Genomic DNA, 26,203 nt, shown 5'->3' with positions numbered 1-26,203 from the left:
GGCTCCCGGCGCCCAGGGCTGGCGTCGGAAATGTCGGTGCCGCCGCGCGGATCCGGTCCGCTCGCCCGCGCACGCGCTTTCGACTATTCGCGCTGAAGATCGTATCCGGCGTTCGGAACCTCAGGCTCACTGCATTCGATCATGCAGCAACCGCAGATTTCGGAAGAACACCACACATCTGCAAACGGGCGCCGGAACGTCGGCAACGCAACGTCCACGGCACCCGCTGCCGTCTTACCTCTACTCCTCCGCCGGCTCCTCGCCGTCGGCGTCGGCGTCGCGCTCGGCGTTGCCGGCCAGGATCTGCTCGGCGATCAGGCCGGAGTTCTGGCGGATCGCGGCTTCGATCTTGGCGGTCATGTCCGGATTGGCCTTGAGGAACGATTTCGAATTCTCACGTCCCTGCCCGAGACGCTGGCTATCGTAGGAGAACCAGGCGCCGGACTTCTCGACGATGCCGGCCTTGACGCCGAGATCGAGGATCTCGCCCATCTTGGAGACGCCCTCGCCATACATGATGTCGAACTCGACCTGCTTGAACGGCGGCGCCAGCTTGTTCTTCACCACCTTCACACGGGTGGAATTGCCGATCACCTCGTCGCGCTCCTTGATCGCGCCGATGCGGCGGATGTCGAGGCGGACCGAGGCATAGAACTTCAGCGCATTGCCGCCGGTGGTGGTCTCCGGCGAGCCGTACATCACACCGATCTTCATGCGGATCTGGTTGATGAAGATCACCATCGTGTTGGACTTGTTGATCGAGGCCGTCAGCTTGCGCAGAGCCTGGCTCATCAGGCGGGCCTGCAGGCCCGGCAGCGACTCGCCCATCTCGCCTTCGAGTTCGGCCTTCGGCACCAGCGCCGCCACGGAGTCGACCACCAGCACGTCGACCGCACCGGAACGCACCAGGGTGTCGCAGATCTCCAGCGCCTGCTCACCCGTATCCGGCTGCGAGATCAGAAGCTCGTCGATGTTCACGCCGAGCTTGCGCGCATACACCGGATCGAGCGCATGCTCGGCATCGATGAAGGCGCAGATGCCGCCCTTCTTCTGCGCTTCCGCCACCGTGTGCAGCGCCAGCGTGGTCTTGCCCGAGGATTCCGGCCCGTAGATCTCGACGATGCGGCCCTTCGGCAGACCGCCGATGCCGAGCGCGATGTCGAGCCCGAGCGAGCCGCTGGACACCGTATCGACATCCATCGAACGGTCGTTCTTGCCCAGCTTCATCACCGAGCCCTTGCCGAACTGACGCTCGATCTGGGACAGCGCAGCGGAGAGCGCCTTACTCTTATCCATGGAGGAACCTTCGACGATACGCAGGGCGGTGGCGGACATTGGCGCTCCTTATGGCGGGGATTCGCGGGATGGACAAACGGTTAACGAGGTCGGCCAGCAATCTTGAGGCGAATGTACTCCATCCGTTCTTTGTTCGCAATATGTTCTTCTCGACATTCACACCTCTCTTTCACAAACCCCTGACAACCCGCGGGAGACACGCCTGCCGCTCGAAGGCCGAGGGCCGGCGCGCAGTGCACCGAGCACCAGCGAGGGAGCGCTGCCCGATCAGCGCGCCCAGAAGCGAAGTACGGCATGCTGGATGCTGGATGACGGCGACTGCGAAGGGATCCCGATTCCAGCTGGAGGCGGAAGCCATGCGCGCGAGCGGCGCAGCCGCCGACCGGCGATCACGCGGATTAAAACCAAACTGTCCGAGCGCTCCAACCTCATCTCCCGCACCAGCGGCAGACGCCGACCCAACTATAAATTGTTATTGTCGTCTCGGCCGTGTCCCATCATCCTGCTGGTCCTTCTCTGTGAGCCTCGCAGACTGCTTCCAATTTTCGGAACCAGCATGACCGGATCCAACAACGAACAGACCCTCACGCTGTGGCGCCCTGTCGGCCCAAAGGAGCTTGCCTTGATCGAGGCGTCGGGCATGCGTGCGTTTCCGCCGCGCCTTCCGGAGCAGCCGATCTTCTACCCGGTGCTGACCGAGGACTATGCCGTGAAGATCGCACGGGACTGGAACGTGCCGGCGAGCGGAGCCGGCCACGTGCTGCGCTTTGCGATCCTGCGAGGCTTCATCGACACCTACGAGGTGCGCGAGGCCGGCGGCCGCAAGCATCGCGAGTACTGGATTCCCAGCGAAGACCTCGTCGACTTCAACGCCGCAATCGTTGGACCGATCGTGCTCGTCAGGTCTTTTCCTTGAAACTACCAACTCCTACACGCGTGCGTAGATCGCACATTCCGTGGTTCTCCTGAGAGGAACGAAGTTCCATCGCCTCTTCTGCTTTTGTTCGGCTCGTCGTGCGTGCAGGCGCACGATTTCGATGACGCGCAGCCGCGCGCAAGCGGCGGCCGGCCATCAGGTTCCGCATCACGTGGCGTGCAAGCACTCGACGGCCACCATATGACGGACGACAGATGAAGCGACGAACCTCGGACGCCCCCGTGTCGGACCCTGCCCAAGGATGGCCCGAGGAACGGCCCGGACAAGACCCGCGTGATCCGCATCACGCGCGCCGGCGCTCACGACATCTTCAAGCCACAAACCATTGTCATAAACTTTGGGTTGCGTTATAGAATCGTGGTTGTCGTACGTCTGAGCAGATTTTTGATCAGCCCCGGATTTGTTTGTTCGTTGCGATGATGGTCGCCGCACATCGTCTAGTGTATCGCCTTTGGTGTGCCGTCGACCGATCCCTTGCAGCCTGCCAGCTCCCGCACTTGCAGGCTCCGTCACACGTAGGCGCACGGCCCTGAAACCATCCGCGCCGAAAGAAAGCCCCGGACGACGTCCGGGGCTTTCGACGTTGATAGCTCCGCTCGGGATGCATCTCCCTCCGTCATTGTCGTGATGTCGGGGAACGGATCGCGTGCGTTGCGCTTCATATTGGCGATGACAACAAATGACGTGACGTGCCCGTCCTGCAGGGCCGGCCTTCAAAGGATCGAGCTTCACTCGCAGCAAGACGCCGCGGGAGAGAGGCGTTGTCCGGCCTGCGATGAACTCTTGGAGATGGTCGACGGCGCGACGCAGATCGCCTACCGACTGACAGTCGTGCCGGAACGGATCTTCGACCATAGCCAGGCGCGCGTCCCACGGCGGTTGATCGAGATTGCAACCTTGATCTGACGCAAGGCACGCCTACGGATTTCGCACTAGTTTAATTGTGTCACTGCCGAACTGCCCTCGCTGGGAAGCTACGACGTTGACGCCGAGCCTCGGACCGCAGCGGTCCGAGGCTCATTCGTTGGCCCGCGATTCGTCCGGTTGCGCCGCACATCACCAACGGCAATCAGCCTAACGGAAGCGAACAGCGCGACCGACCGTATTTTACCGGAATTGATCCGAGTGGGTTTTGCGCTTCCATTTGTGGTGCGTACATCAAACCCAGCGGCCTGGGGCGGTCAGGGCTCACCGGTTTTGGCAATGCCGCTCTATTTCTTTCGTATCCGCAACGGCCACTTCTCAGGCGCGTCCGAGTATGGGACCGAGTGCGCCGACCGCAACGCAGCCTGGAAAGAGATGACCACCGTCTGCGCCGACATGGCCAGCAGCATCTCGCGCAAGCTCGCCGAAAACTCCGAATGGCAGATGGAGTTGCTCGACGAGGCAAGGCAGCCGGTCTTCCGCATCCGGATCGTCGCCGAGTCGCTGGATCAGGCCTGACGGCTCGCCACACCTCTTGTGGATCGTCGCAGGCGAAAGACGCAACCCAAGATTGTAGTCAACGAGGTTGACTGCGCGTCATTTCGGCAGCCGAACTTGATCGAGATCAAAATGCCTGTCTGCATCTTGGCAGACATTTAAATTTGTATGGGTAATCTGATCTTCAAATGTCCGCGAACGGGGATGAACGTGCAGCATTGGCTGGAAGAGCCGAAGCCGGGCGATCCCACGTGCTCCTATGAAACCGTGGTCTGCAAGGCCTGCACGCGGCTTCATTTCATCAATCGCGATACACGCAAGCTTCTCGGCGAAAAGGAATGAGGCGCTCGCGGCAATCGTTCAATCGGCGCTGGGAAGCCGCCGCATCGTGAACTCGATGGCCCCATCGGGAAGCTCGCGCCAGCTTTCGACGGCGCTCATGTAGCCGGCCTTGGGATAGCGGGTCAGATAGTCGCGGGCCTTGGCGCGCGCTTGCTCGCGCGGCAGCGTGAACGTGTCGCGAACGTAGCCGTCGCGAGCCCCCACGGCGCCCTTCTGGCGCCGGGCCGCCATCCGGCTGGCAATGTCCCGGGGGCGCATCCCCATCGACGAACTCCAACGCGCTGCCACACCGTCAATATAGACGGGGCCGCGAGGAATCCGAGTCCGCAATCGGCAAGCGGGCCCGGAAGGGTCAGAGCCCGCCCGACCCGAGCGTGATAAATCTCAGTTGGTGCTGCCGGCAGCCTTCGGCTTCTTGGCCGCGGTGGTCTTCATGGCAGGCGCCGCCTTGGGCTGCTCGGCCGCCCGGACGTTGCCCCAGGGATCGGTGCTCGTCTTGGCGTCCGGAATCTTGCGCATGGTGTCCCTGTAGGCCTGCTCCCGCGCCGCTTCGGCCTCTTTCTCCTCGGGCGACTTGGAGGGACCGTCGGCGAGAAGGTTGATGTTGGGCATCTGCGCCATTGCGGGAACCGCCCAGCCGGCCAGCACGGCGACCGCCATCGTCACGATCAGCTTCTTCATTGGTTACTCCCCGGTATAGGCGCCTTATACCATCGCTTCGCCATGCGCCAAGCCCGCGGCACTGTGCCGGAACGGTGGAGCGCAGGTCGGGATGTTCACGGCCGCATCGTCTGCGCGCACCTCCCGTCTGTTCCACGGCAGGCCATCATCATAGTTTTCCAACTCCGGCCTTTTCAAGCCGCCGCTCTGCGGCAACATTCCGGCAGCTCCGCCGATCGCGGCGAGGCAAGTCGATGCCGAGACACGTCGATGACACGATCATGGAAGGACCTCCGCGCGTGCCGAACGAGACCCTGAACTTCACCACCGACGACGCGAGGCGCATCCTTGATGACGTGTTCGCGCCCTGGATCAAGGATCTTGGCTTGATTGTCGAGGACATCGCGCCGTCTCCGCAGGGCGAAGCCGGCGCCATCCTGCGCATGCCGTTCTCGCCGCGGCTCTGCCGCGACAATGGCGTCGTCTGCGGCCAGGCGCTGATGGCTTTTGCCGATACCGCGATGGTGATCGGGATGGTCACCGCCAGCGGCGGCTACCGGCCGATGACCACTGTCGACCAGACTACGCATTTCATGCGCGCCATTGCTTCCGCCGACGTGATGGCCGATGCACGCGTGGTGCGGATGGGCCGCACCATGAGCTTCGGCCGGGTCACACTGACCAGCGCCGGCGATGGCAAGCCGGTGGCCATGGTGTCGAGCGCCTTCGCGATGCTCTGATCCGCGGCCTGCCGGGTTAACGAAACGTGAAGGCGACAGCCCTGGCTTCGCACGCCGGATTCATCTGATCGAAACGCGAGCCTGATTTATTTTAGGTGCTTTTGACGCGAAAGGTGACGCCGTCCGGCACCGGAATACAGGCCATGAGCGAGACGAGTGACAAGCGCATTGCACCGAGGCATCGGGTGCTGAAGCAGGGCAGGCTGGCATTCGACGGCGGCGGCGCGGTCGATTGCATGGTCCGCAACATGTCCGACACCGGCGCCAGGGTCGAGGTGGTCAGTCCGGTCGGTCTGCCCGAAGCCTTCACGCTGGTGATCCCAGCCGACAAATTCACGCGGCGCTGCCACGCAGTCTGGAGCCACGACAAGCGGATCGGCGTGGCATTCGACTGATAGCGGTCCGGCGGGCTAGACCCGCCGCAGGCGCCATCGCCACAACGTCACCAACAGGCCGACCAGCACCCCGGTCGCGAGCAGGGCGCCGGCGGCGAACCGTCCGCCCGGACGATCAATCGTCCGTGACCATAGCGAGGGACCTTCGCCATCGCGCGCCAGCCGAAACGCCACGACGCTGTCGCCGAGCGACGTTCCCGCCTCCGAATGGCCGCCAGCTGCGATCACCACGAATTGCTCGCCCTTCCATTCATAGGTCATCGGATTGGCGACGCCCGGCGCGGGCAACCGGCCCTGCCAGAGCTCCTGACCTGAGACAGCATCAAAGGCGCGCAGATAGGCGTCCATTGCGCCGGTGAAGACGAGGCCGCCGGCTGTGACCACGACGCCGTTGACGAGCGGCGTACCCCATTTGAACGCCAGCCCGAGCGGTGCGCGATCCTCGGTGGTGCCGACGGTCGAGCGCCACAGGATCTTGCCGGCCTTGAGATCGACCGCGACCATTTCGCCCCATGGCGGCCGGTTGCACAACAGGCCGAGCTTGGACATGGCGACCACCCGCGTCACCGCGAACGGCGACCCGCGCTGCAGCCCGACATCGGCACCACGCGGCGGCGTCATCCCATCAGCTTCCGCGCGCGGGATCAGCCGGACGATGTGGATGGCACGGCTGACATTGGCGTAGAGGATCTGATGGACGGGATCGAACGCCGCCCCGCCCCAGTTCACGCCGCCGCCGGTCATCGGAAACAGCAACGTGCCCTGGATCGTGGGCGGCGTGTACAAACCCTCATTGCGCAATGGCGCGAGCTGATCGTCGCAGGAGGAATCCAGGACGCGCGGCACGGCCCTGAAAATATCATCCGCTGCGAAGCGCTGATCGAGCAGCGGCGGCACATGGGTCGGGAATGGCTGCGTCGGTGATAGAACCTCACCCTCGGCGGCGCCTTGCGGCACTGCGCGCTCCTCCACCGGCCAGACCGGCGCGCCGGTGTCGCGGTCGAGCACGAACACGAAGCCCTGCTTGGTCGGCTGTATGACGACGTCACGCGCCCCCTGCCCGGCATCGATTCGGGCCAACGTCGGCTGCGCCGGCAGATCGTAATCCCAGACGTCGTGGTGCGTGGTCTGAAACGACCAGGCCAGTTCGCCGCTTTCAATCCGCAAAGCGACCACGGAATCGGCATGCCGGTTGTCACCCGGACGCGCACCGCCGAAGAAATCCGGACTGGGCGACGAGGTCGGAAGGAAGACGAGGCCGCGCGTCTCGTCGACCGACATCGGCGCCCAGACGTTCGCATGTCCCGCCGCGATGCCGTCATGGATCAACGGATCGAAACTCCAACGCAGCGCGCCGGTGCGCGCATCGAAACCGCGGACCGTGCCTTTGGGCGCATCGACCCGCACATTGTCGCCGATCGATGAGCCGACCACCACGACACCCCCGCCCACCACCGGCGCCGAGGTGATCTGGAACTCGCCCGGCCATAGCAGATCCTTGGAAATGTCGATCCGCGCTTCGCCGTCCGATCCAAAGCCGGCGCAGGGCTGTCCCGTTTGCGCGTCGAGGGCGATCAGGCGAGCATCGACCGTGCCCATGAACAGCCTGCTGCGGCATGCCGCGCCGGCCGGCGCCCGCTCGTCCACCCAATGGGCAACGCCGCGGCAGGCATAGCGATTGGCCGGGCGCCGCCCGTCACCGACCTTGGGATCGAAACGCCAGCGCTGCACGCCGGTGCCGGGATCGAGCGCGACCACCTCATTGAACGGCGTGCAGAACACCAGGCTGTCCTCGACCAGGATCGGCGTCGCCTCGAACTTGGTCCGCAAGGCTGCCGCGGGCGGCCGGCTCTGCAGATCCCCGGTGTGATAGTCCCAGGCAGGCACCAGCCGATCGACATTGGAAGGCGTGATCTGCGCCAGCGGCGAGAACCGCGTTCCACCGGCATCGCCGCCCCAGTGCTGCCAGCCAAGGGCCGGCACGACCGTCAACTGGCTCCCGACGAGGACCGCGCAAACACCTGCTCGACGCAATGACATGACCCTTCCCTCCCGCAGACTGCATCCGAAGCGACGCACCGGGACGATGAAAGCAGCCTTCGCGGGCGGATCGAGCAGGATGGGACGGGCGGCGGCATCCGCGGGACGAGTGGTGAGGAGCGATGACGAATGGCAGAACCGAGAGGATGACCCGAACGAACGTCCCCCGCCAAACATCAGTGGCCGCCCTTGCGGGCGGCCACAGCGATGCGCAGACGTCAGCCAGCTTCAGTAGCCATAGCCGCGCCGTGTCGGATAGTTCTGAGGTGCCCGCCCATAGCCACCGCCATAGCCGCCGCCGATGCCGATCCCGATACTGACCGGCGGCGCCACGCGCACCGGCGGTCCATAATACGCGCGCGGCGGAGGCGGTGGCGCGTAGACGACGACATCGTCGTCAGGGTCGCGTCGGGGCGTGCGGCCGGCGCGCTTGGGAGGGTCCTCGTCGCGCTTCCTCGCCGGCTTCTCTTCGACCCGCTTCGGCGTCTCAGACTTCCGAGCCGGCGGAGGCGTCTGCGAGCATGGGCAGGTCGGGCCTGCCGCGGCAACGGCCGGCACGACCGGCAGGGTTGCCGAAGTGGCGGCCGGGATCGCTGCATTGGCGGCCGCCACCACCGGCGTCACCACGGGCCGGTTGCGCAGGCGCTCGATCAGCTTGCGCGCGGTCGGGGTCAGGTCGCTGTTCGGATAGCGGTCGAGAAAGCCCTGATAGGACGCCACCGTATTGATCAGCACCGCCTCGTTCCAGGCTGCCATCCTGTTGTGGAGGTCGAGCCATTCGCGCGCCTGCGGGCCATAGGGCGGCGCGGTGTAGAGCGTCACGAAGGCCTCATACGCCTCGACGCTGCCGTCGCCGACGATGATTTCGTTGGCGGCCTCGATCGGCTTGCCCTCCAGGCTGCGCTTCCATTCGTCGACGCTGCGCTTGGCGACGACCGGCCGCGGGCCGGCATTGGCAGCGCCCCCATCCGCCGACCCGACGAAGCGAAAATCCTCCGTCAAGGACGACGAATCCCACGGCGTCTGCCGGCCCTCGGTGACCTTGTTCACCGCAACGCGCACGCGCTTGAACGCCTGCTCGATGGGAAGGTCCGGCTCCCGCGCCGCCTGCAGCAGTGCGGTGGTATAGGGGCTGTTGGCGCCGGTGCCATCCTCGGCTTCCGCGCCGGGCGAGGTCGAGTAGGACAGGAAGGTGCCCGGCGCTCCCGTCTTTGTGTCGACCAGCGCGAGGCCACGGCCCGCGTTCTGGCTGATGGCGGGAAACGGATTGTTGCGGCAGGCGTCGAGCAGCAGGATTCGCATCCGGCTCGGCACCGAATTGAGCGTGTTCAGGAGATCGTTGAGACGCACGGCCTGCAGCGGAATGTCGGCTTCACGTCGCGGATCGACGTCCACGGGTACGAGATAGTTCTCGCCATCGATCTGCAGTCCGTGGCCGGCATAGAACACCAGCGCCACCGTGTCGGGTCCCTTGGCCGCGATCTTGGCGGCGAAGTCGCCGACCTCCCTGTTGAGGTCCCGCTGCGACAGATCGGCGGCGGTCGTCACGTCGAACCCCGCTTCACCCAGCATCTTCGCCATTGCCTTGGCATCGCTGGCGGGATTCGGCAGCGGCGTCACCGAACGATAGGCCGACTGCCCGATCACCAGCGCCAGCCTGCTGCTTTCAGCCAATGCGGGAGCAAGGCCGGCAAACAGGCCGCCGGCGAGCAATGCAGCCCTGAGAGCGTGCCGAAACATGGGATCTCCAATCTGCTCATGGCGTGCCTGTTGGTCGAGCCGGTTCGCGGCCCGGTTCATCCCGACGAGCACAATCCGGTGAGCACGATGCCGGACGGCCGGCGCCGTTCGCGCGCGCATGACCGCCGCCGGCCGCGACCGGACATCGTTGCGGCACGAGTCTCCCGCAGCAATGCCGCGATCTCTCGCTAGCGTGCGCGCCGCAATGGGGGACGATGCGGCATGCGGCGGATTGCGTCACGCGTGGGGCTGCTCTCGGGGCTGCTCTCGGCCCTGCTCCTGATCGGCTGCGCCGCCGACAGCAATGCGCGCCTGCCGGCCTTCATGCGGGCCAAGGCGCCCGAGCCGCCGCAGCCCGAAGCCGCGCCAGATGTCGCGCTTCTCGTGCGCAAGAATCTCGACATGATCTTCGTCGCAACGACGCTGCCACGTGATGTCGAGGCCACATCCGCCCGACATGCCGATGCCGGCGATACATGGACCGCCTGCGTGCGGGCTCAGATCATATCCGCCAGTGGGACCGCGCTCCGGCGCCAGACCTATCGGCTCTTGATCAGGCACAACGAGATCATCGACCGGCGGCGCGCGGCGACCGGCGACGACTGTGTTTCTGAAGATTACAAAGCCGTCCTGCCGACGAAGTAATTCCCTCCGAAGACAAGCTGGATCGGCCACGTCGGCTGGAACTCGCCCTGTCGGTGGGCGTACAGGAACGGGCTACCGCACCGGTCGCAGATTGTTAGTTCTTAGCTAACGCAAATCCGCAACCGCACAGCGAACGAATGGCTCAAATTTAACAATTCCTGCGGAACATCGGGGCCTAAACGCGGAATGACCCTGGACCTGGTTTTCCATGAACGTTCACCTCGTCGGCGATGACACGGCCAAGCTCGCTATGCTTCGCGGCATGCTGGCCGAACGCTGCTCGCTCACATCTGAACTGATCGGTGATGCCGACTTCAAAGGCGGCGACATCGACGCGATCGTCGTGGCCGCCGATCTGCGCCACGTCGACAACATCACCGCATTGAAGGAGATCTCGGAGCGGCTCTCGCGTATTCCGCGGCGGATCTTCCTGACCAACAACAAATCCCGTCTGTCAACGGTCCAGGCCTATGCGCTCGGTGCGACAAGTGTATTGTCGAGCACGCCGAGCCGCAATCAGTTGCTCGGAAAGCTGCTCGATGTGCGTCCCGGTTCTGCGGCCAAGAGCATCGCGGTCGACGACCGACAGGCCGCATTTGCCGGCGCGTCCTGCATCGCCTCGATGTTTGCAGCCGTGCTGGGCGGTGCAGCGATCGACGTCGAGGAGACCCGGCGGGCGGGCAAGCGGATCGCCGACTGTATAGCGGAAAACGGTCTGTCCGATTGGCTTGCCACCGTTCGCCGCCATCACGAAGGCACCTATCAACACTGCCTGCTCGTGACCGGCATCACCGTGGATTTCGGCTTGAGCCTCGGCGTCCACAGTTCGGATCTGGAGCGTCTCTACATGGCCGCGATGTTCCACGACATCGGCAAGGCCAAGATCCCGCTCACCATTCTCGACAAGCCGGGCCGGCTCGACGTCAAGGAACGTACGCTGGTGGAAACCCATCCGGTGGCCGGTTACGATGCACTGAAGGACAACGCAGCGATCACCGACGAAGTGCTGAAGGCGGTGCGCAACCATCACGAATTTCTCGACGGCAGCGGCTATCCCGATGGGCTGATGGCCGACAGCATCCCGGACCTGACGCGCATCCTCACCATCTCCGACATCTTCTCGGCGCTGATCGAATACCGCAGCTACAAGCCGATGATGACGCGCGAGAAGGCCTACGAGATCCTCCGGGGGATGGAGGGCAAGCTCGAGAAGCCGCTGATCGGCGCCTTCCGCGAGGTGGCGCTGATCCGCTGATCGCATCAGGCGACGTGCTGAACCGGCCGTTAACGCATCGATTCGAATTGTCTGCCAACGGCAAGTGTCTCTTGTCAGCTTTGCGCTAGTGTCGCCCGCGGTGTGGGTTGTCCGCGCCGCGAGGGGACCATCGGGACGTGGCCGAGATCATCGATCGCGCGATTGCGACTGCTTCATCGACGGCAAGGAACCAGCAGGCCGGTCCGCTCGAACGCGTGCGCGCCGCTGACCTGGTGCCGCTCGATACCGTTTCACCGCAGGCGTGGCAGGATCTGGCGGAGCATGCGCGGGAGCCGAACGGCTATTACCTGCCCGGCTGGGAACGCGCGGTGAACGCCACGGCACGCGGCCGCACCGGAACATCGGCGCTCTGCGCATGGGATGACGATCAGCCCTCGCGTCTCATCGGCCTGATGCCCACGACCTCTCTATGGCATGCCTGCAGGCTTCCCCTGCCCGCGCTCGCCAGCGGCCATCCCTACGGCACGCTGTGCACGCCGCTGCTCGACAGAAGGAGCGCGGAGCGGGCTGCGGCGCAACTGCTCGACGCTGCGCGACGAACAGGCGCGCGCGCCCTGCTGCTGCGAGACATGTCGCTGGCAGGCTCCGTGATGCAGGCGTTCGAGGCGGCGCTTCGTCGCGTGGATCTGCGCCCGCGCGTGCTGCAATCCTATGACCGGGCCCTGCTCGATGCGAGCGGGGACGCCGACACGGTGCTGCATGATGCGCTCGGCGCCAAAAAGCTGAAGGAGTTGCGCCGCCTGCGTCATCGGCTGGCCGAGCATGGCGACGTCCGCTTCGAGGTCGCGCGCTCTCCCGGCGACGTTTCCACTGCGCTGGAGACTTTTCTGGTGTTGGAGGCGAGCGGTTGGAAGGGGCGTCGCGGCACTGCGCTGATCCAGCACGACGGCGACGCGGCGTTCATCCGACGCGCTGCACCGGCGCTGGCACAGCACGAGGCCTGCGAGATCATCAGCCTCATCGCGGGCGACACCACCGTCGCCGCAGGCGTCGTATTGCGGCATCAGGATCGCGCCTTTTTCTTCAAGCTCGGCGTCGACGAGCGCTTCGCGAAATACTCGCCCGGTGTCCAGCTGACGCTCGACCTGACGCGGCACCTTTGCGCGGATCCGAAGATCAACGCCGCCGACTCCACCGCCGGTCCCGACCATCCCATGATCAACCCGATCTGGCGCGAACGCCTTGCCATCGGCGACGTGATTATCCCGCTCTATACGCGCGATCTGGTCGTCGAGCTTATTCACGGCGCATTGACTGCGCGACGCGAAGGCCTCGCCGTGGCACGCCGCGCCGTGCACGCGGTCCGCGCCGTCCGAAAGCGCCGGCCGACTACTCAGCCGCCTCGGCGTTGACCTCCGCCGACACCTGCCGGATGGCGCGCGCCAGCATCTGCGGATCCTGCGCGCCGGAGACGGCGTATTTCTGCGCGAAGACGTAGGTCGGCACTCCGGAGATGCCCTTCTCTGCGGCCTCCTGCGCCTGGGCCGAGACCAGCGCCACATCCTCGTCGGTCGCCAGCATCTTGCGGACCACCTCGGCATCGAGCCCGCACTCCGCTGCGGCCTGTACCAGCACCTCGACATCGGTCAGATCGCCGCCGTCGCGGAAATACAACTCCATCAGCCGCTGCTTCATCTCGGGCGCCTTGCCGATCTCGCCGGCCCAGCGGATCAGGCGATGACAATCGATCGTGTTGGGCTGACGGGCGACACGATCGGGATGATAGCTCAGCCCCTCCTGCTCCGCGGCCGCGACCACGCGGCCTGCGATGCCCTTGTAGGCTTCAACCGATCCGAACTTGGTCGTGAGGTACTGCTCGCGGCTGATGCCCTCGCGCGGCACCCAGGGATTGAGGAAGAACGGCCGAAAGTTCACCTCGACCGGCACGTCAGGCACGAGCTTCAGCGCCTCCTCGATGCGCTTCTTGCCGATGTAGCACCAGGGACAGACGACATCGGAGACGACATCGATGATCAGCGGCTTCAAGGTGCTCATGCGCGTGCCTCCAGGTTCCCATGGCTGCGCCCAAGATAAACCCGCGCACGGCCAACACAAGCGGGGTCACGGCGAGGTAACCATCTCCTTCAGTCTGAGCGCGGTGAGCTCATCGGCCGGAAAGAAGGTCTCCAACGCCAGCTCCGACAGCGTGATATCGACCGGCGTGCCGAACACCATCGTCGTCGAGAAGAAGCTCAGCACATCATCGCCGACCCGAAGCCGCAACGGGATCGCGACGCTGTCGGCCGCGAGCGGCGCCGATCGCGCGGGGATCGGATAGGACTTCAGCTCCTCATAAAGCTTGAGCAAGCCGGCATCGGCGGTTGCCTCGCATTGCCGGTGCAGTCTCTCCAGCAGATGGCCGGCCCATTCGGCAAGGTTCACCGTCCGCGCCGCCAACCCCTCCGGATGCAGCGCCACGCGCAGCACATTCAGGGGCGGCGCAAGCAGCCGCTCGGAGACACCTGACAGCAGCGGCGCGATCATCCGGTTCGCCGCGACCAGGTTCCAGTGCCGGTCGATCGCGAGCGCAGGGTTGGGCTCGTGGGCCTTGAGCACGAGGTTCATCGCCTCGCGCGCTTGCTTGAGCGCCGGATCATCCAGCGGGCGCTGCTGGAAGGCGGGCGCGTAGCCAGCCGCCACCAGCAGAACGTTGCGTTCGCGCAGGGGCACGTCCAGTCGCTCCGCCAGTTTGAGGACCATGTCGCGCGACGGCGCGGCGCGGCCGGTTTCCACGAAGCTCAGATGGCGCGCCGAGATCTCGGCATCGAGCGCGAGATCGAGCTGGGACAGATGCCGCCGCTGCCGCCATTGCCGCAGGTGCTCGCCGACATGAACGGGTCTGGCGCGGTCGGCGCGCGCCGAAGCAAGCTGTGCATTCATGAGCCAAGACCTAACACGCTGACGTCAGCACCTCCATGACCTGCCAGGTAATCGAAATGCCTCCCGGCGCAGGTCATCGTCCTCACCACAGGAGATGACGATGAGCAGGCAGCGCAATCTCGAGACCCTTCCCTTCACCGCCGCCAGCCAATGGCTGGCGGGTCTCGCGACATCGCTGTTGGCGCGCTCGCTCAATATGCCGGAGCCGCTGCTGTACGTCACGGGCAGCCTCGTCTTTGCACAGGTGTACGCGATCGAGACGAGAGCAGCGCGCTCGCTGCGCCCGGCGCGCCTGCGCCGTCAGCTCCTGGCCTGGTTCCGTTGAACCGCCCCCAACCGAAGGAGACCCGACATGATCACCTCGTCCGCCCTGCTCCGCCGCGCTCTGCTCGCCGATGCCGCCTTCAGCGGCGTTGCCGGGCTCGCGCTCACCTTCGGCGCCTCGCCGCTGGCGGCGCTGCTGCAACTGCCCGACGCGCTGCTGCGCGAGACCGGCCTGTTCCTGGTCGTCTACGCGAGCTTCGTCGGCTGGCTGGGCTCGCGGCCGGTGGCGCCGAGGCCGCTGATCGTCCTGGTCATCGCCGGCAATGCGGCGTGGACGGTCGGCAGCATCGCACTGCTGTTTTCGGGCCTGGTCGCACCGAACGTGCTCGGCGAGATCTTCGTCGCAGTGCAGGCGCTGGGCACCGGCCTATTCGCCGAATTGCAGTATATGGGCTTGCGCCGGAGCACCGCCGCGGTCACGGCCTGACCGGTGGTGAGCGCCGGGCTTCATGATCGAGCGGCCCGGCGCTCACGGCCAATCCGATATTTGGACATGCGCGGCGAACGCATCTTCTGCATAATCGGAGATCGACGGGAGATCGTAGCGATGCAGCCTCAGGTGATCGGAACGGAAGGCTACGCCACCGAGGCCGAGGATCTCTTCCTGCGCTACGAGAGCATCCCGTCGGAACAGGTCCATGCCGCCGTGCTTCATCTGCTGCCCAACGCGCCCGCGCGCGTGCTCGACATCGGCGCGGGCACGGGCCGCGACGCCGCCTGGTTCGCGGGCCTTGGACATCAGGTGGTGGCCGTCGAGCCGACCGAAGCACTGCGCGTCGGCGCCATGCAACTGCATGCCTCGCCGGCGATCACCTGGATCGACGACAGCCTTCCGGAGCTCGCCGCACTGGCCGCTCGTGGCGAGCAGTTCGACCTCGTCATGCTGACCGCCGTCCTGATGCATCTCGATGAGGCACAGCGGCGACGCGCGCTTCCCAACATCGCGGCGCGGATTGCTCCCGGCGGACTGCTGATCATGACGTTGCGGCATGGTCCGGTGCCGCCGGGCCGCCGGATGTTCGAGATCGCGGCCGAGACGATCGTCGAGCCCGCGCGGCAGCTCGGGCTGACGCTCCAGCTCAACCGGCATGGCGAGTCGCTCGGCGCGGAGAACCGGGCGGCCGGCGTCACCTGGACGACGCTGGCCTTCGGGAAGCCGTCCTGAGAGATCCGGACACGAGCCGATCGGATCAGGCCGCCTTGGCGCGGCTGGTCTGCGTCTTCGCCGGGGTGGATTTGGTCCTGCCACGATTGCCGGCAGCCGGCCGCCGGGTCTTGGCTTTGCCGCGAGCCGCCTCGCCCGATTGGGCTCTGGCCTTGGGCCGCTGCTTGGCCTTGTCCTTGACGAGCTTCTCGGCCTTTTTCTTCGCCTTCTTCTCGGCCTTGCGCACGTCCTTCGCCTTCACCTGCGCCCGCTCGGCGCGCGCCTCGGCCTTCTTCTTGGCCCGCTTCTTCTCGCAGGCGTCGCATTTGCAGCCGATCGGCTTCAGATAGGCTTTGAAGTAGTCCGTGCCGTAGTCGTAGTTGATCTCCTCGCCGGGCTCGATGTTCTTGATCGCCCGGATGAAGATCTTCTTCTTGCGCGGCTTGACGTCGGACTCGGCGTTCGGCTTGCAGGAATGATTGATGTAGCGGGCGACGTTCTCTCGGATCGAGCCGTCGATGGTCCAGCGCTTGTCGAGCTCGAACAGATATTTGTTCTCGATCGCGTCCTCGTCCGCCTTCTTCGAATCCAAAAGCGGACCGAAATAGCGGATGATCTTGGTGCCCTTCTTGATCGGCTGGGTGGCGAACAGACCAAGCCCCGTCTTGGAGCGGCCGATGCGATAGGGTTTGGATTGCGGAATGACAGGCATGAGTGATGAGAAGACATGGACCTCGCGAGGCCGCCGTTCTAGGATAAATTCGCGACGATGTCAGGTGTTTCCCGCCGCCGTTTCGCGCCGTCCCCAGTTTGAAGCGTCCTGCGCAGGGACGAATTCCGGTCATCAGGGGCCCTCGCATGTCCGAATTCCTCCCACATCGCGTCGTGGCGCGACGAATCGGTGTCGCATTGATGCTCTGCACGGCGTGGATCGGACAGGCGGCTGCAGAGACCATCGCCAGCGCCTATACATCGGCCGCCGCCAAGGACTGCCGCACCATCGGCGGCAAGCAGGAGGATGACAGCTCGACTGAGACCTGCCCTGGCAAGGACGGCCTGATTCTGCTCGTCAGCGAAGGCGATCTTCGCCAGACCGTGTCTGTGGGGCGCAATGTCCGCGCGGCCGCCAAGGAGCCGGCTGCTCAGACCTGGTTCGGACCGTTCAACTCCGCCGGCAACGCTGTCGAATGGAGGCTGGCTGACGGCAAGCCGTTCGCGATCATCCAGCGCTGGCAGATCGCCGACAACGACGATCAAGGCAGCAAGGGGCCGAAGGACAAGCCGATGCTGGTGGTGACCCGGCTGCCGCCCGGACCAGTGTGTCATGTCGCCTATGTCGACGCTGCCGCCAACTCCAATGCCAACGAGCTGGCGCGGCAGGCGGCTGACCAGACGGCGCGAGGCTTTGCCTGCGGCAAGGACAGGGCGAAGATCGTCGGCATGCGCGGCCGGGCCGTCGATCTGGCGTTGCCGCCCAATTAGCGCGCCGACTTCCGTCCGGACTTTGCGGTCTTGCGCACGGCGGATGTGCGCCTGCTCGCCGTCTTCGATGCGCCCTTCCCGGCCTTCGATTTCGCCGCCCGCTTGCGGCCGCTGGTCTTGGTCTTTGCCGCCTTCCTGGCCGCGACGCGCATATTGTCGACCAGGTTGGGATAGCGCCGCCCGGCCCGACGGGCGCGCGCCTTGGCCGCCGCCTTTTCGGCCGGGGTGAGACCTTGCTGGCGCGCTTGCGCGGATTGGCCTTGCTCCAGGGAGCGCGTGGGGTTCGTGCCATGCGTTGCCAACGCATGATCCCCCACCCGGTTTCCGGTGCGTCGAACTACGCGCCCGGCGGCAGCTTCGGCACGGTGGCCCGGAGCATCGCCTCCAGCAGCGATTCGGCCGTGGTGCCCGGTGGCGAACGGCGCAGAATGTCGGCAAGGCGGCCGTCGAGCAGCAGCATCGTGTAGCCATGCACCAGCGACCAGGCGCGGGCGATTGCCGCCGACTGATCGAGCGACAACTCCTCGTCGCCGACCGGGCCTTCGCTGCGCGCGGCGACCGATCCCGCGAGTCCGGCAAACGAGGCTTCCGCGGCCTCGTGCAGCGAAGGGCGCGAATAATCCAGACGCTCGGTGCGGAACATCAGTCCGTACATGCCGGGATTGGCCTGCGCGTAGGCGACATACGCGCGGGCCCGCGCCATCGCCCGCTCGATCGGCGTGCCGGGCTGCTCGCCGGCCGCTTTCATCGCCGCATTGAACCGCGTGAAGCCGATTGCCGCGAGCTCGCTGACCAGCCCGGTGAGATCGCCGAAATGATGCGTCGGCGCCGCATGCGACACGCCGGCCTCACGCGCCACCGCGCGCAAAGTGAGTCCGGCCAGCCCGTCGCGCTCCAGCACGCGCTCGGCCGCTTCGAGCAGCGCATCGCGCAGCGCGCCGTGATGATAGGGCGCCGCCGGCTCGCCCGCGCTCACCGCGCGGCGCGACCGCGTCCGGGCCACCGCCATAGCCGTCCGGTGCCTGCTCAGTCTTGCCTGTTCGATCTTCGTCATGCCTCTCCTTATACAAGCAATTTTGACAGCGTAAAGATTAGCCTTGACCTGCAGGCGCTCGGCCGGTAGCCTTATCTTTACATCGTAAAGATAAAGCCGGATCCAAGGGGAAGGAAGCGCCATGAATGGACAGTCGATGAACGGACCGTTGCACGACACAGCCCGCCAGCGCCCCACACCGCGCGACAACATCGCGCCGATCCCGTTCGAATGCGACGCACCGTTCCTGAAAGTCACCGGCGAACTGCCACGTGAGCTGAACGGCACGCTCTATCGCAACGGCCCCAATCCGCAATTCGACTCGCCGGGTTCGCACTGGTTCGTCGGCGACGGCATGCTGCACGCGTTCCATCTGGAGAACGGCCGCGCGTCCTATCGCAACCGCTGGATCCGCACCCCGAAATTCGAGGCCGAGCGCCGCGCGGGGCGCGCGCTGTTCGGCGGCTTCGGCCGCAGGCTGCCGGACGCGCCAGCCGAGGTCACCGATGGCGGCGTTGCCAACACCAACATCATCGCCCATGCCGGCCGCCTGCTCGCGCTCGAAGAGGCGCATCTGCCGACCGAGATCGAGCCCGGCACGCTCGCCACCCGCGGCTATCACGATTTCGGCGGCCGCCTGCGCGGCGCCTTCACCGCGCATCCGAAGACCGATCCGGTCACCGGCGAATTGCTGTTCTTCGGCTACAACGCCGCCGGTCCGCTGACGCCGGCGCTGTCCTACGGCACGGTCGATGCGGCCGGCAAACTGACGCGTCTCGATCGTTTCGAGGCGCCCTATGCCAGCATGGTGCACGACTTCATCGTCACGGCCAACCACGTGCTGTTTCCAATCCTGCCGCTCACCGGCAGCATCGAGCGCGCAATGTCCGGCAAGCCGCCTTATGCCTGGGAGCCCGACAAGGGCGCCTATGTCGGTGTGATGAAGCGCAGCGGCGACATCAAGGACATCGTCTGGTTTCGCGGTGACGCCTGCTACGTCTTCCACATCATGAATGCCTGGGAGGACGGCAGCCGGATCATTGCCGACGTCATGCAGTTCGAGGAAGCGCCGCTGTTTCCGCATCCCGACGGACGTCCGACCGATCCGGCCAAGTCGGTCGCGCGGCTGTGCCGCTGGAGCTTCGATCTCGCCGGCAACACCGACCGTTTCACGCAGAGCTATCTCGACGACCTCACCGGTGAATTCCCCCGCATCGACGACCGCCGCGCCGGGCTCAAGAGCGGCCATGGCTGGTACGCCTGCGCCAATCCGGACGGCCCGCTGTTCGGGGCGCTGTCCGGCCTTGCCCATGTCGACGGCGCCGGAACGCGCCAGGCGACGCATCTGCTGCCCGCCGGCGACACCCTGTCCGAGCCGGTATTCGTGCCGCGCAGCCCTGATGCCGCCGAGGGCGACGGCTGGCTGCTGACCGTGGTCTGGCGCGCCGGCTCCAACACCAGCGACCTCGCCGTCTTCAACGCCACTGACATCGGCGACGGTCCGGTGGCCCTGGTGCATCTGGGCCACCGCGTGCCCGATGGCTTCCATGGCAATTGGGTCGGCGCCGAAAATACAAACCATTGATAAAGCTGAGCTAACCTGCGGTCTCACGAAATTTTGACACTGTCAAGATTTGCTTGACCTGGCAACGTCCAGGCCCTAGTAATCTTGGCAGTGTAAAGATTGGCCTGCAAACCCCATGACGATCTTCCTTATCCTCGCGCCCTACGGCGTCTACGCTGCGCTGATGACGGTGGTCTCGGCCACGCTCAGCCTGGCCGTGGCCACGGCGATGTGCCTGGTCGTTGTCGCGGTCGACGTCGTCAAGGGACGCTCGATCAAGATTCTCGGCCTGGGCTCGGCGATCGTGTTCGCAAGCGTAGCCGCCTACCTCGGCCTCATCGATCCGACCCTCAGCGCATCCGCGGTGCGTCTTGCGGTCGACTGCGGCATTTTCGCGCTGTCGCTCGGCTCGATGCTGCTGCGCGCGCCGTTCACGCTGCAATATGCGCTCGAGGCCGTACCGCCGGAAACCGCGGCGATTCCGGGCTTCCTGCGCGCCAATTACGTCATCACCGGCGCCTGGACCGTGTCGGCGCTGCTGATGATCGTCGGCAACCTGATGACGCTCTACGTGCCGGGCCTGCCCTATTGGACCGGCCTCGCCATCGCCTTTGCCGCCCGCAATAGTGCACTTTATTTCACGCGCTGGTATCCTGACTACCGCCGAACAAAGGACGTGGCAGCGCAGACTGCCGCCGCAATGTCCGGCCAAGATTCGTGACCGGGGTCTGCTGCAGGAGACGTGCGTGAAAATCGTGTTTGCCAAGCTGATTGCCGACTTCCTGTCGGCCGCGGTGTTCTTCATCCTGTACATCGCAACCGATGATGTCGTGCTGGCCACCGCCGCCGCGGTCGCCGTCGCCGTGGTGCAGGTGGTCTGGGCGCGCATCAGGGGCGTGAACCTCAGCTTCATGGCCTATGCCAGCGTCGGCCTCGTCATCGTGCTCGGCGGCGTGACGCTGCTGACCAATGACCCGCGCTTCATGTTCGCCAAGCCCGCGATCGGCCATTTCGCCATCGGGCTGATCATGCTCAAGCGCGGCTGGATGCTGCGCTACGTGCCGCCGATCGTGTCGGAGACCATCCCGGAATACGTCACCATCGCCGGCTATGCCTGGGCGGCGCTGATGTTCGCGCTCGGTCTCGGCACGATCGCGGTCGCCATGACCGGCGACATCAAGCTGTGGGTGCTCTACATCACCGTGGTCGCGGGCGGCGCCAAGGTCGCGGCCTTCGCGCTGCAGTTCATGGCCTTCCGCTTCGTGGTCGCCAACCGCCTCAGGGCAGCGCGAGCCTGATCGCTGCATCCGATCGCCGCAATGGGCTTACGCGCAAAGATGCGCTATAGGGGCGGCCGAACGCATCCTCGAGGTCGTTGCCTCGAGGTCCGCAAAATCGCAATGCCAGGAGAACGATCGATGGCTGTGGACGGCAACTGGAATCTGACCTTGAACACGCCCATGGGCGAGCGCAGCGCGACCCTGAGCCTGAAGAGCTCGGGCGCGACGCTGACGGGGACCCAGGCCGCGGAAGGCGATTCCGCCGAGATCTTCGACGGCACCGTCAACGGCGACGACGTCGCCTGGAAGGTCTCGATCACCAGCCCGATGCCGCTGACGCTGGATTTCAAGGGCAAGGTCGCCGGCGACACCATCTCCGGCGAGATGGGCATCGGCTTCATGGGCAGCTTCCCGTTCACCGGCGCGCGGGGCTGAGCGCTATTCTTTTGCGTGGGCGCGTCGCATCGACACTCTCCGCTGTCGTCCCCGCGAAAGCGGGGACCCATACCCGTAGGGAGTGGTTCGAGGCACGCTGGCAATTGGCTTTTCGCCCGTCACGACAGTCGCGGCGCATGGGTCCCGGGTCGGCGCCACGATCGCGCTGTTGCGCGCTCATGGCTTGCCCGGGACGACACCGATTTTCAATCGCAGCAGTCCCGCTTCACATCTCAAACAGCCCGGACAAGCGGACGCAGCCCCGCGGCTGATAACGCCCGAGGGATGGCATCGGCATGTCCCTCTCCAAATGCAGAGGGCGCAGGGAAGGCCAGGCGTCGGCTGACGCCTGCGGCCCGCCTGCGAAAGAAATGCAGGCGGCAGGTACCACAGGTGCAGCCGGAAACGCCCGGCCTTCCCTGCGCAATGGCTTCACGCTTATACGCAGTCTCCCTGGTGCGCCGGCTTGTTGGCCACCATGATCCGCGCGATGCGCTCAGCACCGCACGAACGTGACACCAGCTTCGGGGTGTCAGGACGCTGCGACTTCGCGTCCGCGCCAAGCCGTTCGTCCGCGTATCCGAAGACACGCTGCGGCTCCATCGCGGCCATCGCCTCCCCGCCTCGCGTGTCGTGACGATCGCGCGCAACGCCCCTCCGCAGTGAGGCGGGATGGCGAGATAAAATCACGATTTCGGAAAAATCACAAGTGATTTATTTTTTTTAGAACCTTCCCCCTGGAAATCGGATCGAACATTGGCCTATGGCCCGTCAGGGAAGCCGCGCCCCCCTCATTGAGGTCCGACCAGCGGAACGGTGCGCACTTGTTTGTATTTCGACCCCTGGCAGGCATCGAAGCCATCAACCGTGAGGCGGGGACTTCCTATATCCATCGCTACGGCTGCCGCAATGGCTCAAGCGGTCATCGTTGCGGGCGCGATCGGAATCTGATTGGATCACCTAACTCACATTCGAGCTAGGAATTGGGTAATCATAGTCCAACCTGCTTAATTGGAACTACAATGAGATATCTCTTACTTCTTTCGGTACTACTTTCCGGTACCGCCGCGGCAGAGGCCGCTCCGCAATCGAGTTGCGCAGCCAAGTTTATCGGTGACTGGCGACACTCAGGCAGTGGCAACAGAGGTACGCTACTCCCTGACGGCAGAGCATTGTGCAGCGAACACCCGGCTTGTGTCCAGGGTACGTGGACCTGCTCGGGAAACGTATTGACCTATACGAATAGCGCGGGGACATGGAACTACACGCTCGAGCCGGACGGAAAGTCCATGTCCACGAATGGCGGGGCCGCTACCGCTGTCCGCATCGGAGCGGTACCGGCAAACGCTCGTTCCCGGGATATTGGCTCTGCAGCGAAGAATGTGACCGCTGACATTCTCGGCGTGGATAGAACGCAGCCGAATCCGGCAGCAACTCCCATTACCAAGCCCGTTGCCGAGCCACCATCAAGCGTAGTTCGACCGCCGCGGACCGTCAGTTCGGCCCCACAATCAGATCCAAGCCAGTGCGTGGTAGAGAAGGCGTGGCCGAAAGCTCCTGGGGTCAACTGGTACAGCCTGAAGAACAGCTGCAAGCGGCGGGTGACGTTGGATTATGACGACTGCGACCTGAATCTCAGCACGAACATGGTTCAGTGCTCAACAAAGACGCTCCCTCTTGCACCACGCAGCGAATTCGGCCCGGTGCCCAACCACAAGCACCCGCTCAACGCACGCGATTTCCGCTAGCAGCATCTCGAAACTCGACGGCCTAGCCCTATGCAGGGATAAGCGGAAACCCGTCCGTTGATCGCTTACCCCATGTACGCCAGCCCTCCGCGCTGAAGCAGATGTGGGAAAAACTTGGCCGGGCCGCCACTCAAAACCAGACCTGCATCGGCACGCCATGCGCGTCGCGCGGCGCAGCTTCTTCCGGTACGCAGCCCGCGCAGTCGCGAGCGGCCAGCGCGACCGCGCAGGCGTCGAGGACGTCGTCGGGCTTGGCACCGGTACCGATGCGGGCGCGGGTCATCCAGTCGTCGATGGCGGCGAAGCCTGCAGAAACTAACAAGTCGCGCCGCAGCCTGGCGCCATGTTCCGTCTTCTTCGACGGCAACGGCGCGCCGTGGAGGCGCAGGAACACCAGTTCGGGATGGGCCTCGCGGATGTCGCGGTCGCGATGCGCACGGACGAAGGCGTCGACCTCCATGATCTTGCGGCCGAGATGCCAGAGCTGACGCGAGGCGCGCGTCTGCCCGCGCCGCGACGCCTCGATGTTCGCCTCGTCTGGATCGGTGTAGTCCTGCCACAGCCAGCGTCGCGCGCCGGTGAAGACGCGGGAGCGATGCGGCGCGAGCTTGTCGCGCGCGAGCCGGTCACAGGTGCGCTCGCCGTCGTCGGTCATGCCGATCGGGATGTCGATCGCGGCGCGGGTAAAAGGAGCCGATAGTGCCGTCGAAACGTCGGCGGGAAAGGCGATGTCGCGCCGGTCGCCTGCAATCGACACCGCGACCCAGCCGCGGGAGAAGCCGTCGAGACCGATGATGCGGTTGGCGGGCATTACATCCGACTACCAGTTGCTTCGTTCAGCATCGTGCTCCTCTTGCCACGAACGCACGCTGAGCCCCACGGTAGTCGGAGCCGAGCTGGCCCCACAACAGCAGTGAGCTCCCCTCCCCGCAAGGGGGAGGGGAGCGCACCGTCGGCGTGCGAATTCGGTTGCCACGCTACGCGCTCAGGCGAGATGGGCCTCCCCCATACGCCAACGGCCGGGATCGCTCCCGGCCGCCGCAACAAACATCACGCCCGGCTCACCTCAGCCGAGGTTCAGCTCCTTGAAGAAGTCGTTGCCCTTGTCGTCGATGATGATGAAGGCCGGGAAGTCCACTACCTCGATGCGCCAGATGGCTTCCATGCCGAGCTCGGGATATTCGACGACCTCGACCTTCTTGATGCAGTGCTCGGCGAGGTTGGCCGCGGCGCCGCCGATCGAGCCGAGATAGAAGCCGCCGTGCTTCTTGCAAGCCTCGCGCACCGCCGGCGCGCGGTTGCCCTTGGCGACCATCACCATCGAGCCGCCGGCCGCCTGGAACTGGTCGACGAAGGAATCCATGCGGCCCGCGGTGGTCGGGCCGAACGCGCCGGAGGCGTAGCCTTCGGGGGTCTTGGCGGGGCCGGCGTAGTACACCGGATGGTTCTTGAAGTAGTCCGGCAGGGGCTCGCCGCGATCGAGGCGCTCGCGCAGCTTGGCATGCGCCGCGTCGCGCGCGACGATCATGGTGCCGGTCAGCGATAGCCTGGTCTTGATCGGATTCTTCGACAGAGTGGCGAGGATGTCCTTCATCGGCTGGTTCAAGTCGATCTTCACGACCTCGCCGCCAAGCGCCTGCTCGACCTCCGGCAGATACTGCGCCGGATGATGCTCGAGCTCCTCGAGATAGACGCCGTCCCTGGTGATCTTGCCGAGCACCTGGCGGTCGGCCGAGCACGACACGCCGAGGCCGATCGGCAACGACGCGCCGTGGCGCGGCATGCGGATGACGCGGACGTCATGGCAGAAATACTTGCCGCCGAACTGCGCGCCGACGCCGAGCGACTGCGTCATCTTGTGGATTTCCTGCTCCATCTCCACGTCGCGGAAGGCATTGCCATCCGGGGAGCCCTGGGTCGGCAGCGCGTCGAGATAACGCGCAGACGCCAGCTTCACCGTCTTCATGCACAGCTCGGCCGAGGTGCCGCCGATCACGATGGCGAGGTGATAAGGCGGGCACGCCGCGGTGCCCAGCGTCAGGATCTTCTCCTTCAGGAACGCCAGCAGCCGGTCCTTGGTGAGCACCGAGGGCGTCGCCTGGAACAGAAAACTCTTGTTGGCCGAGCCGCCGCCCTTGGCCATGAACATGAACTTGTAGGCGTCCTCGCCCTCGGCATAGATCTCGGTCTGCGCCGGCATGTTGTTGGCGGTGTTCTTCTCCTCGTACATCGACAGCGGAGCGACTTGTGAGTAGCGCAGGTTCCGGCGCAAGTAGGCGTCGCGCGCGCCTTGCGACAGCGCCGCCTCGTCGTCGCCATCGGTGATGACGTTGCAGCCCTTCTTGCCCATGATGATCGCGGTGCCGGTATCCTGGCACATCGGCAGCACGCCGCCGGCGGAGATGTTGGCGTTCTTCAGGAAGTCGAGCGCGACGAACTTGTCGTTCGGGCTGGCCTCCGGATCCTCCAGGATGCTGCGCAGCTGCTTCAGATGGCCGGGACGCAGAAAGTGGTTGATCTCGCCGAACGCGGCTTCCGACAAGGTCCGCAGCGCCTCCCGCGACACCACCAGCATGTCGCGGCCCAAGACCTTCTCGACCCGCACGCCGTCGGTGGTGATCTTCCTGTAGGGCGTGGTGTCCGGCCCGAGCGGAAACAGCGGCGTGTGCTTGTAGGGCGGGACGGGCTTGGACTGGTCGGGAAAGGCGGTGGGCGCGTTCATGGCGAGCTCGTGGGGTTCTAGAAATGGCCGCCCAAAGCGGTCTTGACAGGTCTGATACGCTACCCGTCTGAAGCCTTGCAAGACATGTCTCGGTGCAT

The 26,203-nt window shown here is 65.2% G+C and carries 28 protein-coding genes; 16 read left to right on the top strand and 12 right to left on the bottom strand.

All coding sequences use genetic code 11. From position 1 onward, the window contains the following. Positions 1-240: 240 nt before the first annotated feature. Positions 241-1,335 carry a recombinase RecA gene (gene recA, locus QW887_RS16815; RefSeq protein WP_315828231.1) on the bottom strand — a complete coding sequence of 365 codons (1,095 nt, stop codon included), beginning with the start codon at positions 1,333-1,335 and terminating at the stop codon, positions 241-243. A 583-nt stretch (positions 1,336-1,918) separates the two neighbouring features. Between recA and QW887_RS16810 the strand changes: the two genes are divergently transcribed. The 3 genes from QW887_RS16810 to QW887_RS16800 all read left to right on the top strand — a co-directional run bounded on the left by QW887_RS16810 (position 1,919) and on the right by QW887_RS16800 (position 3,676). After that, on the top strand, positions 1,919-2,212 hold the full coding sequence (locus QW887_RS16810; RefSeq protein WP_315753150.1) for a hypothetical protein: 294 nt from the start codon (positions 1,919-1,921) through the stop codon (positions 2,210-2,212). Positions 2,213-3,016: 804 nt separating this feature from the next. Beyond that, positions 3,017-3,139, top strand: a complete 123-nt coding sequence (locus QW887_RS16805) for a hypothetical protein (RefSeq protein ID WP_316175761.1) — start codon at positions 3,017-3,019, stop codon at positions 3,137-3,139. Positions 3,140-3,436: 297 nt separating this feature from the next. Next, on the top strand, positions 3,437-3,676 hold the full coding sequence (locus tag QW887_RS16800) for a DUF6894 family protein (protein ID WP_012045383.1): 240 nt from the start codon (positions 3,437-3,439) through the stop codon (positions 3,674-3,676). A gap of 339 nt (positions 3,677-4,015) precedes the next feature. Here QW887_RS16800 and QW887_RS16795 read toward each other — a convergent pair whose 3' ends face one another. Further along, entirely contained in the window at positions 4,016-4,261 is a 246-nt protein-coding gene (locus QW887_RS16795) for a hypothetical protein (protein ID WP_315828229.1), read from the bottom strand. A 120-nt stretch (positions 4,262-4,381) separates the two neighbouring features. Then, positions 4,382-4,678 (bottom strand): hypothetical protein, encoded by a 297-nt coding sequence (locus QW887_RS16790; protein ID WP_316167077.1) that lies wholly within the window; start codon positions 4,676-4,678, stop codon positions 4,382-4,384. A gap of 260 nt (positions 4,679-4,938) precedes the next feature. Here QW887_RS16790 and QW887_RS16785 point away from each other — a divergent pair, with 260 nt between their 5' ends. Together QW887_RS16785 and QW887_RS16780 are read left to right on the top strand one after the other, a co-directional pair. After that, positions 4,939-5,397, top strand: coding sequence for a PaaI family thioesterase (locus QW887_RS16785; protein WP_409977944.1), 459 nt, complete (start codon positions 4,939-4,941; stop codon positions 5,395-5,397). Positions 5,398-5,540: 143 nt separating this feature from the next. Then, positions 5,541-5,792 carry a PilZ domain-containing protein gene (locus QW887_RS16780; protein ID WP_315716061.1) on the top strand — a complete coding sequence of 84 codons (252 nt, stop codon included), beginning with the start codon at positions 5,541-5,543 and terminating at the stop codon, positions 5,790-5,792. A 15-nt stretch (positions 5,793-5,807) separates the two neighbouring features. Here the strand turns inward: QW887_RS16780 and QW887_RS16775 are convergent, their stop codons facing one another. Further along, positions 5,808-7,832, bottom strand: a complete 2,025-nt coding sequence (locus QW887_RS16775) for a pyrroloquinoline quinone-dependent dehydrogenase (RefSeq protein ID WP_316194707.1) — start codon at positions 7,830-7,832, stop codon at positions 5,808-5,810. 228 nt (positions 7,833-8,060) lie between these two features. Further along, on the bottom strand, positions 8,061-9,572 hold the full coding sequence (locus tag QW887_RS16770; protein ID WP_316194706.1) for a caspase family protein: 1,512 nt from the start codon (positions 9,570-9,572) through the stop codon (positions 8,061-8,063). A gap of 222 nt (positions 9,573-9,794) precedes the next feature. Here QW887_RS16770 and QW887_RS16765 point away from each other — a divergent pair, with 222 nt between their 5' ends. The 3 genes from QW887_RS16765 to QW887_RS16755 all read left to right on the top strand — a co-directional run bounded on the left by QW887_RS16765 (position 9,795) and on the right by QW887_RS16755 (position 12,845). Next, positions 9,795-10,217, top strand: coding sequence for a hypothetical protein (locus QW887_RS16765; protein WP_315828226.1), 423 nt, complete (start codon positions 9,795-9,797; stop codon positions 10,215-10,217). Between the two features lie 208 nt (positions 10,218-10,425). Next, positions 10,426-11,472, top strand: a complete 1,047-nt coding sequence (locus QW887_RS16760; RefSeq protein ID WP_315716057.1) for an HD-GYP domain-containing protein — start codon at positions 10,426-10,428, stop codon at positions 11,470-11,472. A 137-nt stretch (positions 11,473-11,609) separates the two neighbouring features. Next, positions 11,610-12,845 carry a GNAT family N-acetyltransferase gene (locus tag QW887_RS16755; RefSeq protein ID WP_316194705.1) on the top strand — a complete coding sequence of 412 codons (1,236 nt, stop codon included), beginning with the start codon at positions 11,610-11,612 and terminating at the stop codon, positions 12,843-12,845. Here QW887_RS16755 and QW887_RS16750 read toward each other — a convergent pair. Together QW887_RS16750 and QW887_RS16745 are read right to left on the bottom strand one after the other, a co-directional pair. Further along, the gene (locus QW887_RS16750; protein WP_315716055.1) at positions 12,823-13,488 is read right to left on the bottom strand and encodes a DsbA family oxidoreductase; all 666 of its coding nucleotides are present in this window, start codon (positions 13,486-13,488) and stop codon (positions 12,823-12,825) included. The two genes, QW887_RS16755 and QW887_RS16750, sit on opposite strands and share 23 nt — an antisense overlap. 66 nt (positions 13,489-13,554) lie before the next feature. Further along, positions 13,555-14,373 carry a helix-turn-helix transcriptional regulator gene (locus tag QW887_RS16745; RefSeq protein ID WP_315716054.1) on the bottom strand — a complete coding sequence of 273 codons (819 nt, stop codon included), beginning with the start codon at positions 14,371-14,373 and terminating at the stop codon, positions 13,555-13,557. Between the two features lie 100 nt (positions 14,374-14,473). On the opposite strand from QW887_RS16745, the gene QW887_RS16740 reads away from it, so the two are divergent. From QW887_RS16740 to QW887_RS16730, 3 genes are all read left to right on the top strand, one after another. Continuing rightward, positions 14,474-14,698, top strand: coding sequence for a hypothetical protein (locus QW887_RS16740; protein ID WP_315716053.1), 225 nt, complete (start codon positions 14,474-14,476; stop codon positions 14,696-14,698). Positions 14,699-14,725: 27 nt separating this feature from the next. Further along, positions 14,726-15,124 carry a hypothetical protein gene (locus tag QW887_RS16735; RefSeq protein WP_316194704.1) on the top strand — a complete coding sequence of 133 codons (399 nt, stop codon included), beginning with the start codon at positions 14,726-14,728 and terminating at the stop codon, positions 15,122-15,124. Positions 15,125-15,244: 120 nt separating this feature from the next. Then, a complete protein-coding gene (locus QW887_RS16730) occupies positions 15,245-15,862 on the top strand; it encodes a class I SAM-dependent methyltransferase (RefSeq protein WP_316194703.1) in 618 nt (205 codons plus the stop codon). Between the two features lie 25 nt (positions 15,863-15,887). On the opposite strand, the gene QW887_RS16725 is transcribed toward QW887_RS16730, so the two are convergent. Continuing rightward, entirely contained in the window at positions 15,888-16,553 is a 666-nt protein-coding gene (locus QW887_RS16725) for an SET domain-containing protein (protein WP_315753117.1), read from the bottom strand. 146 nt (positions 16,554-16,699) lie between these two features. On the opposite strand from QW887_RS16725, the gene QW887_RS16720 reads away from it, so the two are divergent. Beyond that, complete coding sequence (locus QW887_RS16720) at positions 16,700-17,323, top strand: hypothetical protein (protein ID WP_316187509.1); 624 nt, start codon at positions 16,700-16,702, stop codon at positions 17,321-17,323. Here the strand turns inward: QW887_RS16720 and QW887_RS16715 are convergent. Together QW887_RS16715 and QW887_RS16710 are read right to left on the bottom strand one after the other, a co-directional pair. After that, positions 17,320-17,625, bottom strand: coding sequence for a hypothetical protein (locus QW887_RS16715; RefSeq protein WP_316175768.1), 306 nt, complete (start codon positions 17,623-17,625; stop codon positions 17,320-17,322). The two genes, QW887_RS16720 and QW887_RS16715, sit on opposite strands and share 4 nt — an antisense overlap. A 35-nt stretch (positions 17,626-17,660) precedes the next feature. Next, positions 17,661-18,377 (bottom strand): TetR/AcrR family transcriptional regulator, encoded by a 717-nt coding sequence (locus QW887_RS16710; protein WP_410052608.1) that lies wholly within the window; start codon positions 18,375-18,377, stop codon positions 17,661-17,663. A gap of 136 nt (positions 18,378-18,513) precedes the next feature. Here QW887_RS16710 and QW887_RS16705 point away from each other — a divergent pair, with 136 nt between their 5' ends. The 4 genes from QW887_RS16705 (at position 18,514) to QW887_RS16690 (ending at position 21,635) form a co-directional block, all read left to right on the top strand. Beyond that, a complete protein-coding gene (locus QW887_RS16705; RefSeq protein WP_316187511.1) occupies positions 18,514-19,941 on the top strand; it encodes a carotenoid oxygenase family protein in 1,428 nt (475 codons plus the stop codon). 115 nt (positions 19,942-20,056) lie between these two features. Then, positions 20,057-20,641: a hypothetical protein gene (locus QW887_RS16700; protein WP_316187513.1), complete on the top strand. Its 585-nt coding sequence runs from the start codon at positions 20,057-20,059 to the stop codon at positions 20,639-20,641. Between the two features lie 25 nt (positions 20,642-20,666). After that, positions 20,667-21,218 carry a septation protein IspZ gene (locus QW887_RS16695; RefSeq protein ID WP_315753122.1) on the top strand — a complete coding sequence of 184 codons (552 nt, stop codon included), beginning with the start codon at positions 20,667-20,669 and terminating at the stop codon, positions 21,216-21,218. Positions 21,219-21,338: 120 nt separating this feature from the next. Beyond that, positions 21,339-21,635 carry a hypothetical protein gene (locus QW887_RS16690; RefSeq protein WP_315753123.1) on the top strand — a complete coding sequence of 99 codons (297 nt, stop codon included), beginning with the start codon at positions 21,339-21,341 and terminating at the stop codon, positions 21,633-21,635. 1,878 nt (positions 21,636-23,513) lie between these two features. On the opposite strand, the gene QW887_RS16685 is transcribed toward QW887_RS16690, so the two are convergent. Both QW887_RS16685 and QW887_RS16680 read right to left on the bottom strand, forming a co-directional pair. Continuing rightward, the gene (locus tag QW887_RS16685; protein ID WP_316187515.1) at positions 23,514-24,194 is read right to left on the bottom strand and encodes a DUF429 domain-containing protein; all 681 of its coding nucleotides are present in this window, start codon (positions 24,192-24,194) and stop codon (positions 23,514-23,516) included. A gap of 255 nt (positions 24,195-24,449) precedes the next feature. Further along, on the bottom strand, positions 24,450-26,105 hold the full coding sequence (locus tag QW887_RS16680) for a fumarate hydratase (protein WP_316187517.1): 1,656 nt from the start codon (positions 26,103-26,105) through the stop codon (positions 24,450-24,452). Positions 26,106-26,203: the final 98 nt, after the last annotated feature.

Source organism: Bradyrhizobium sp. SZCCHNRI3052 (assembly GCF_032484895.1).
Lineage (GTDB): Bacteria > Pseudomonadota > Alphaproteobacteria > Rhizobiales > Xanthobacteraceae > Bradyrhizobium.
The sequence above is the reverse complement of the archived record's forward strand: the minus strand, read 5'-3'. Positions and strand labels throughout refer to the sequence as shown.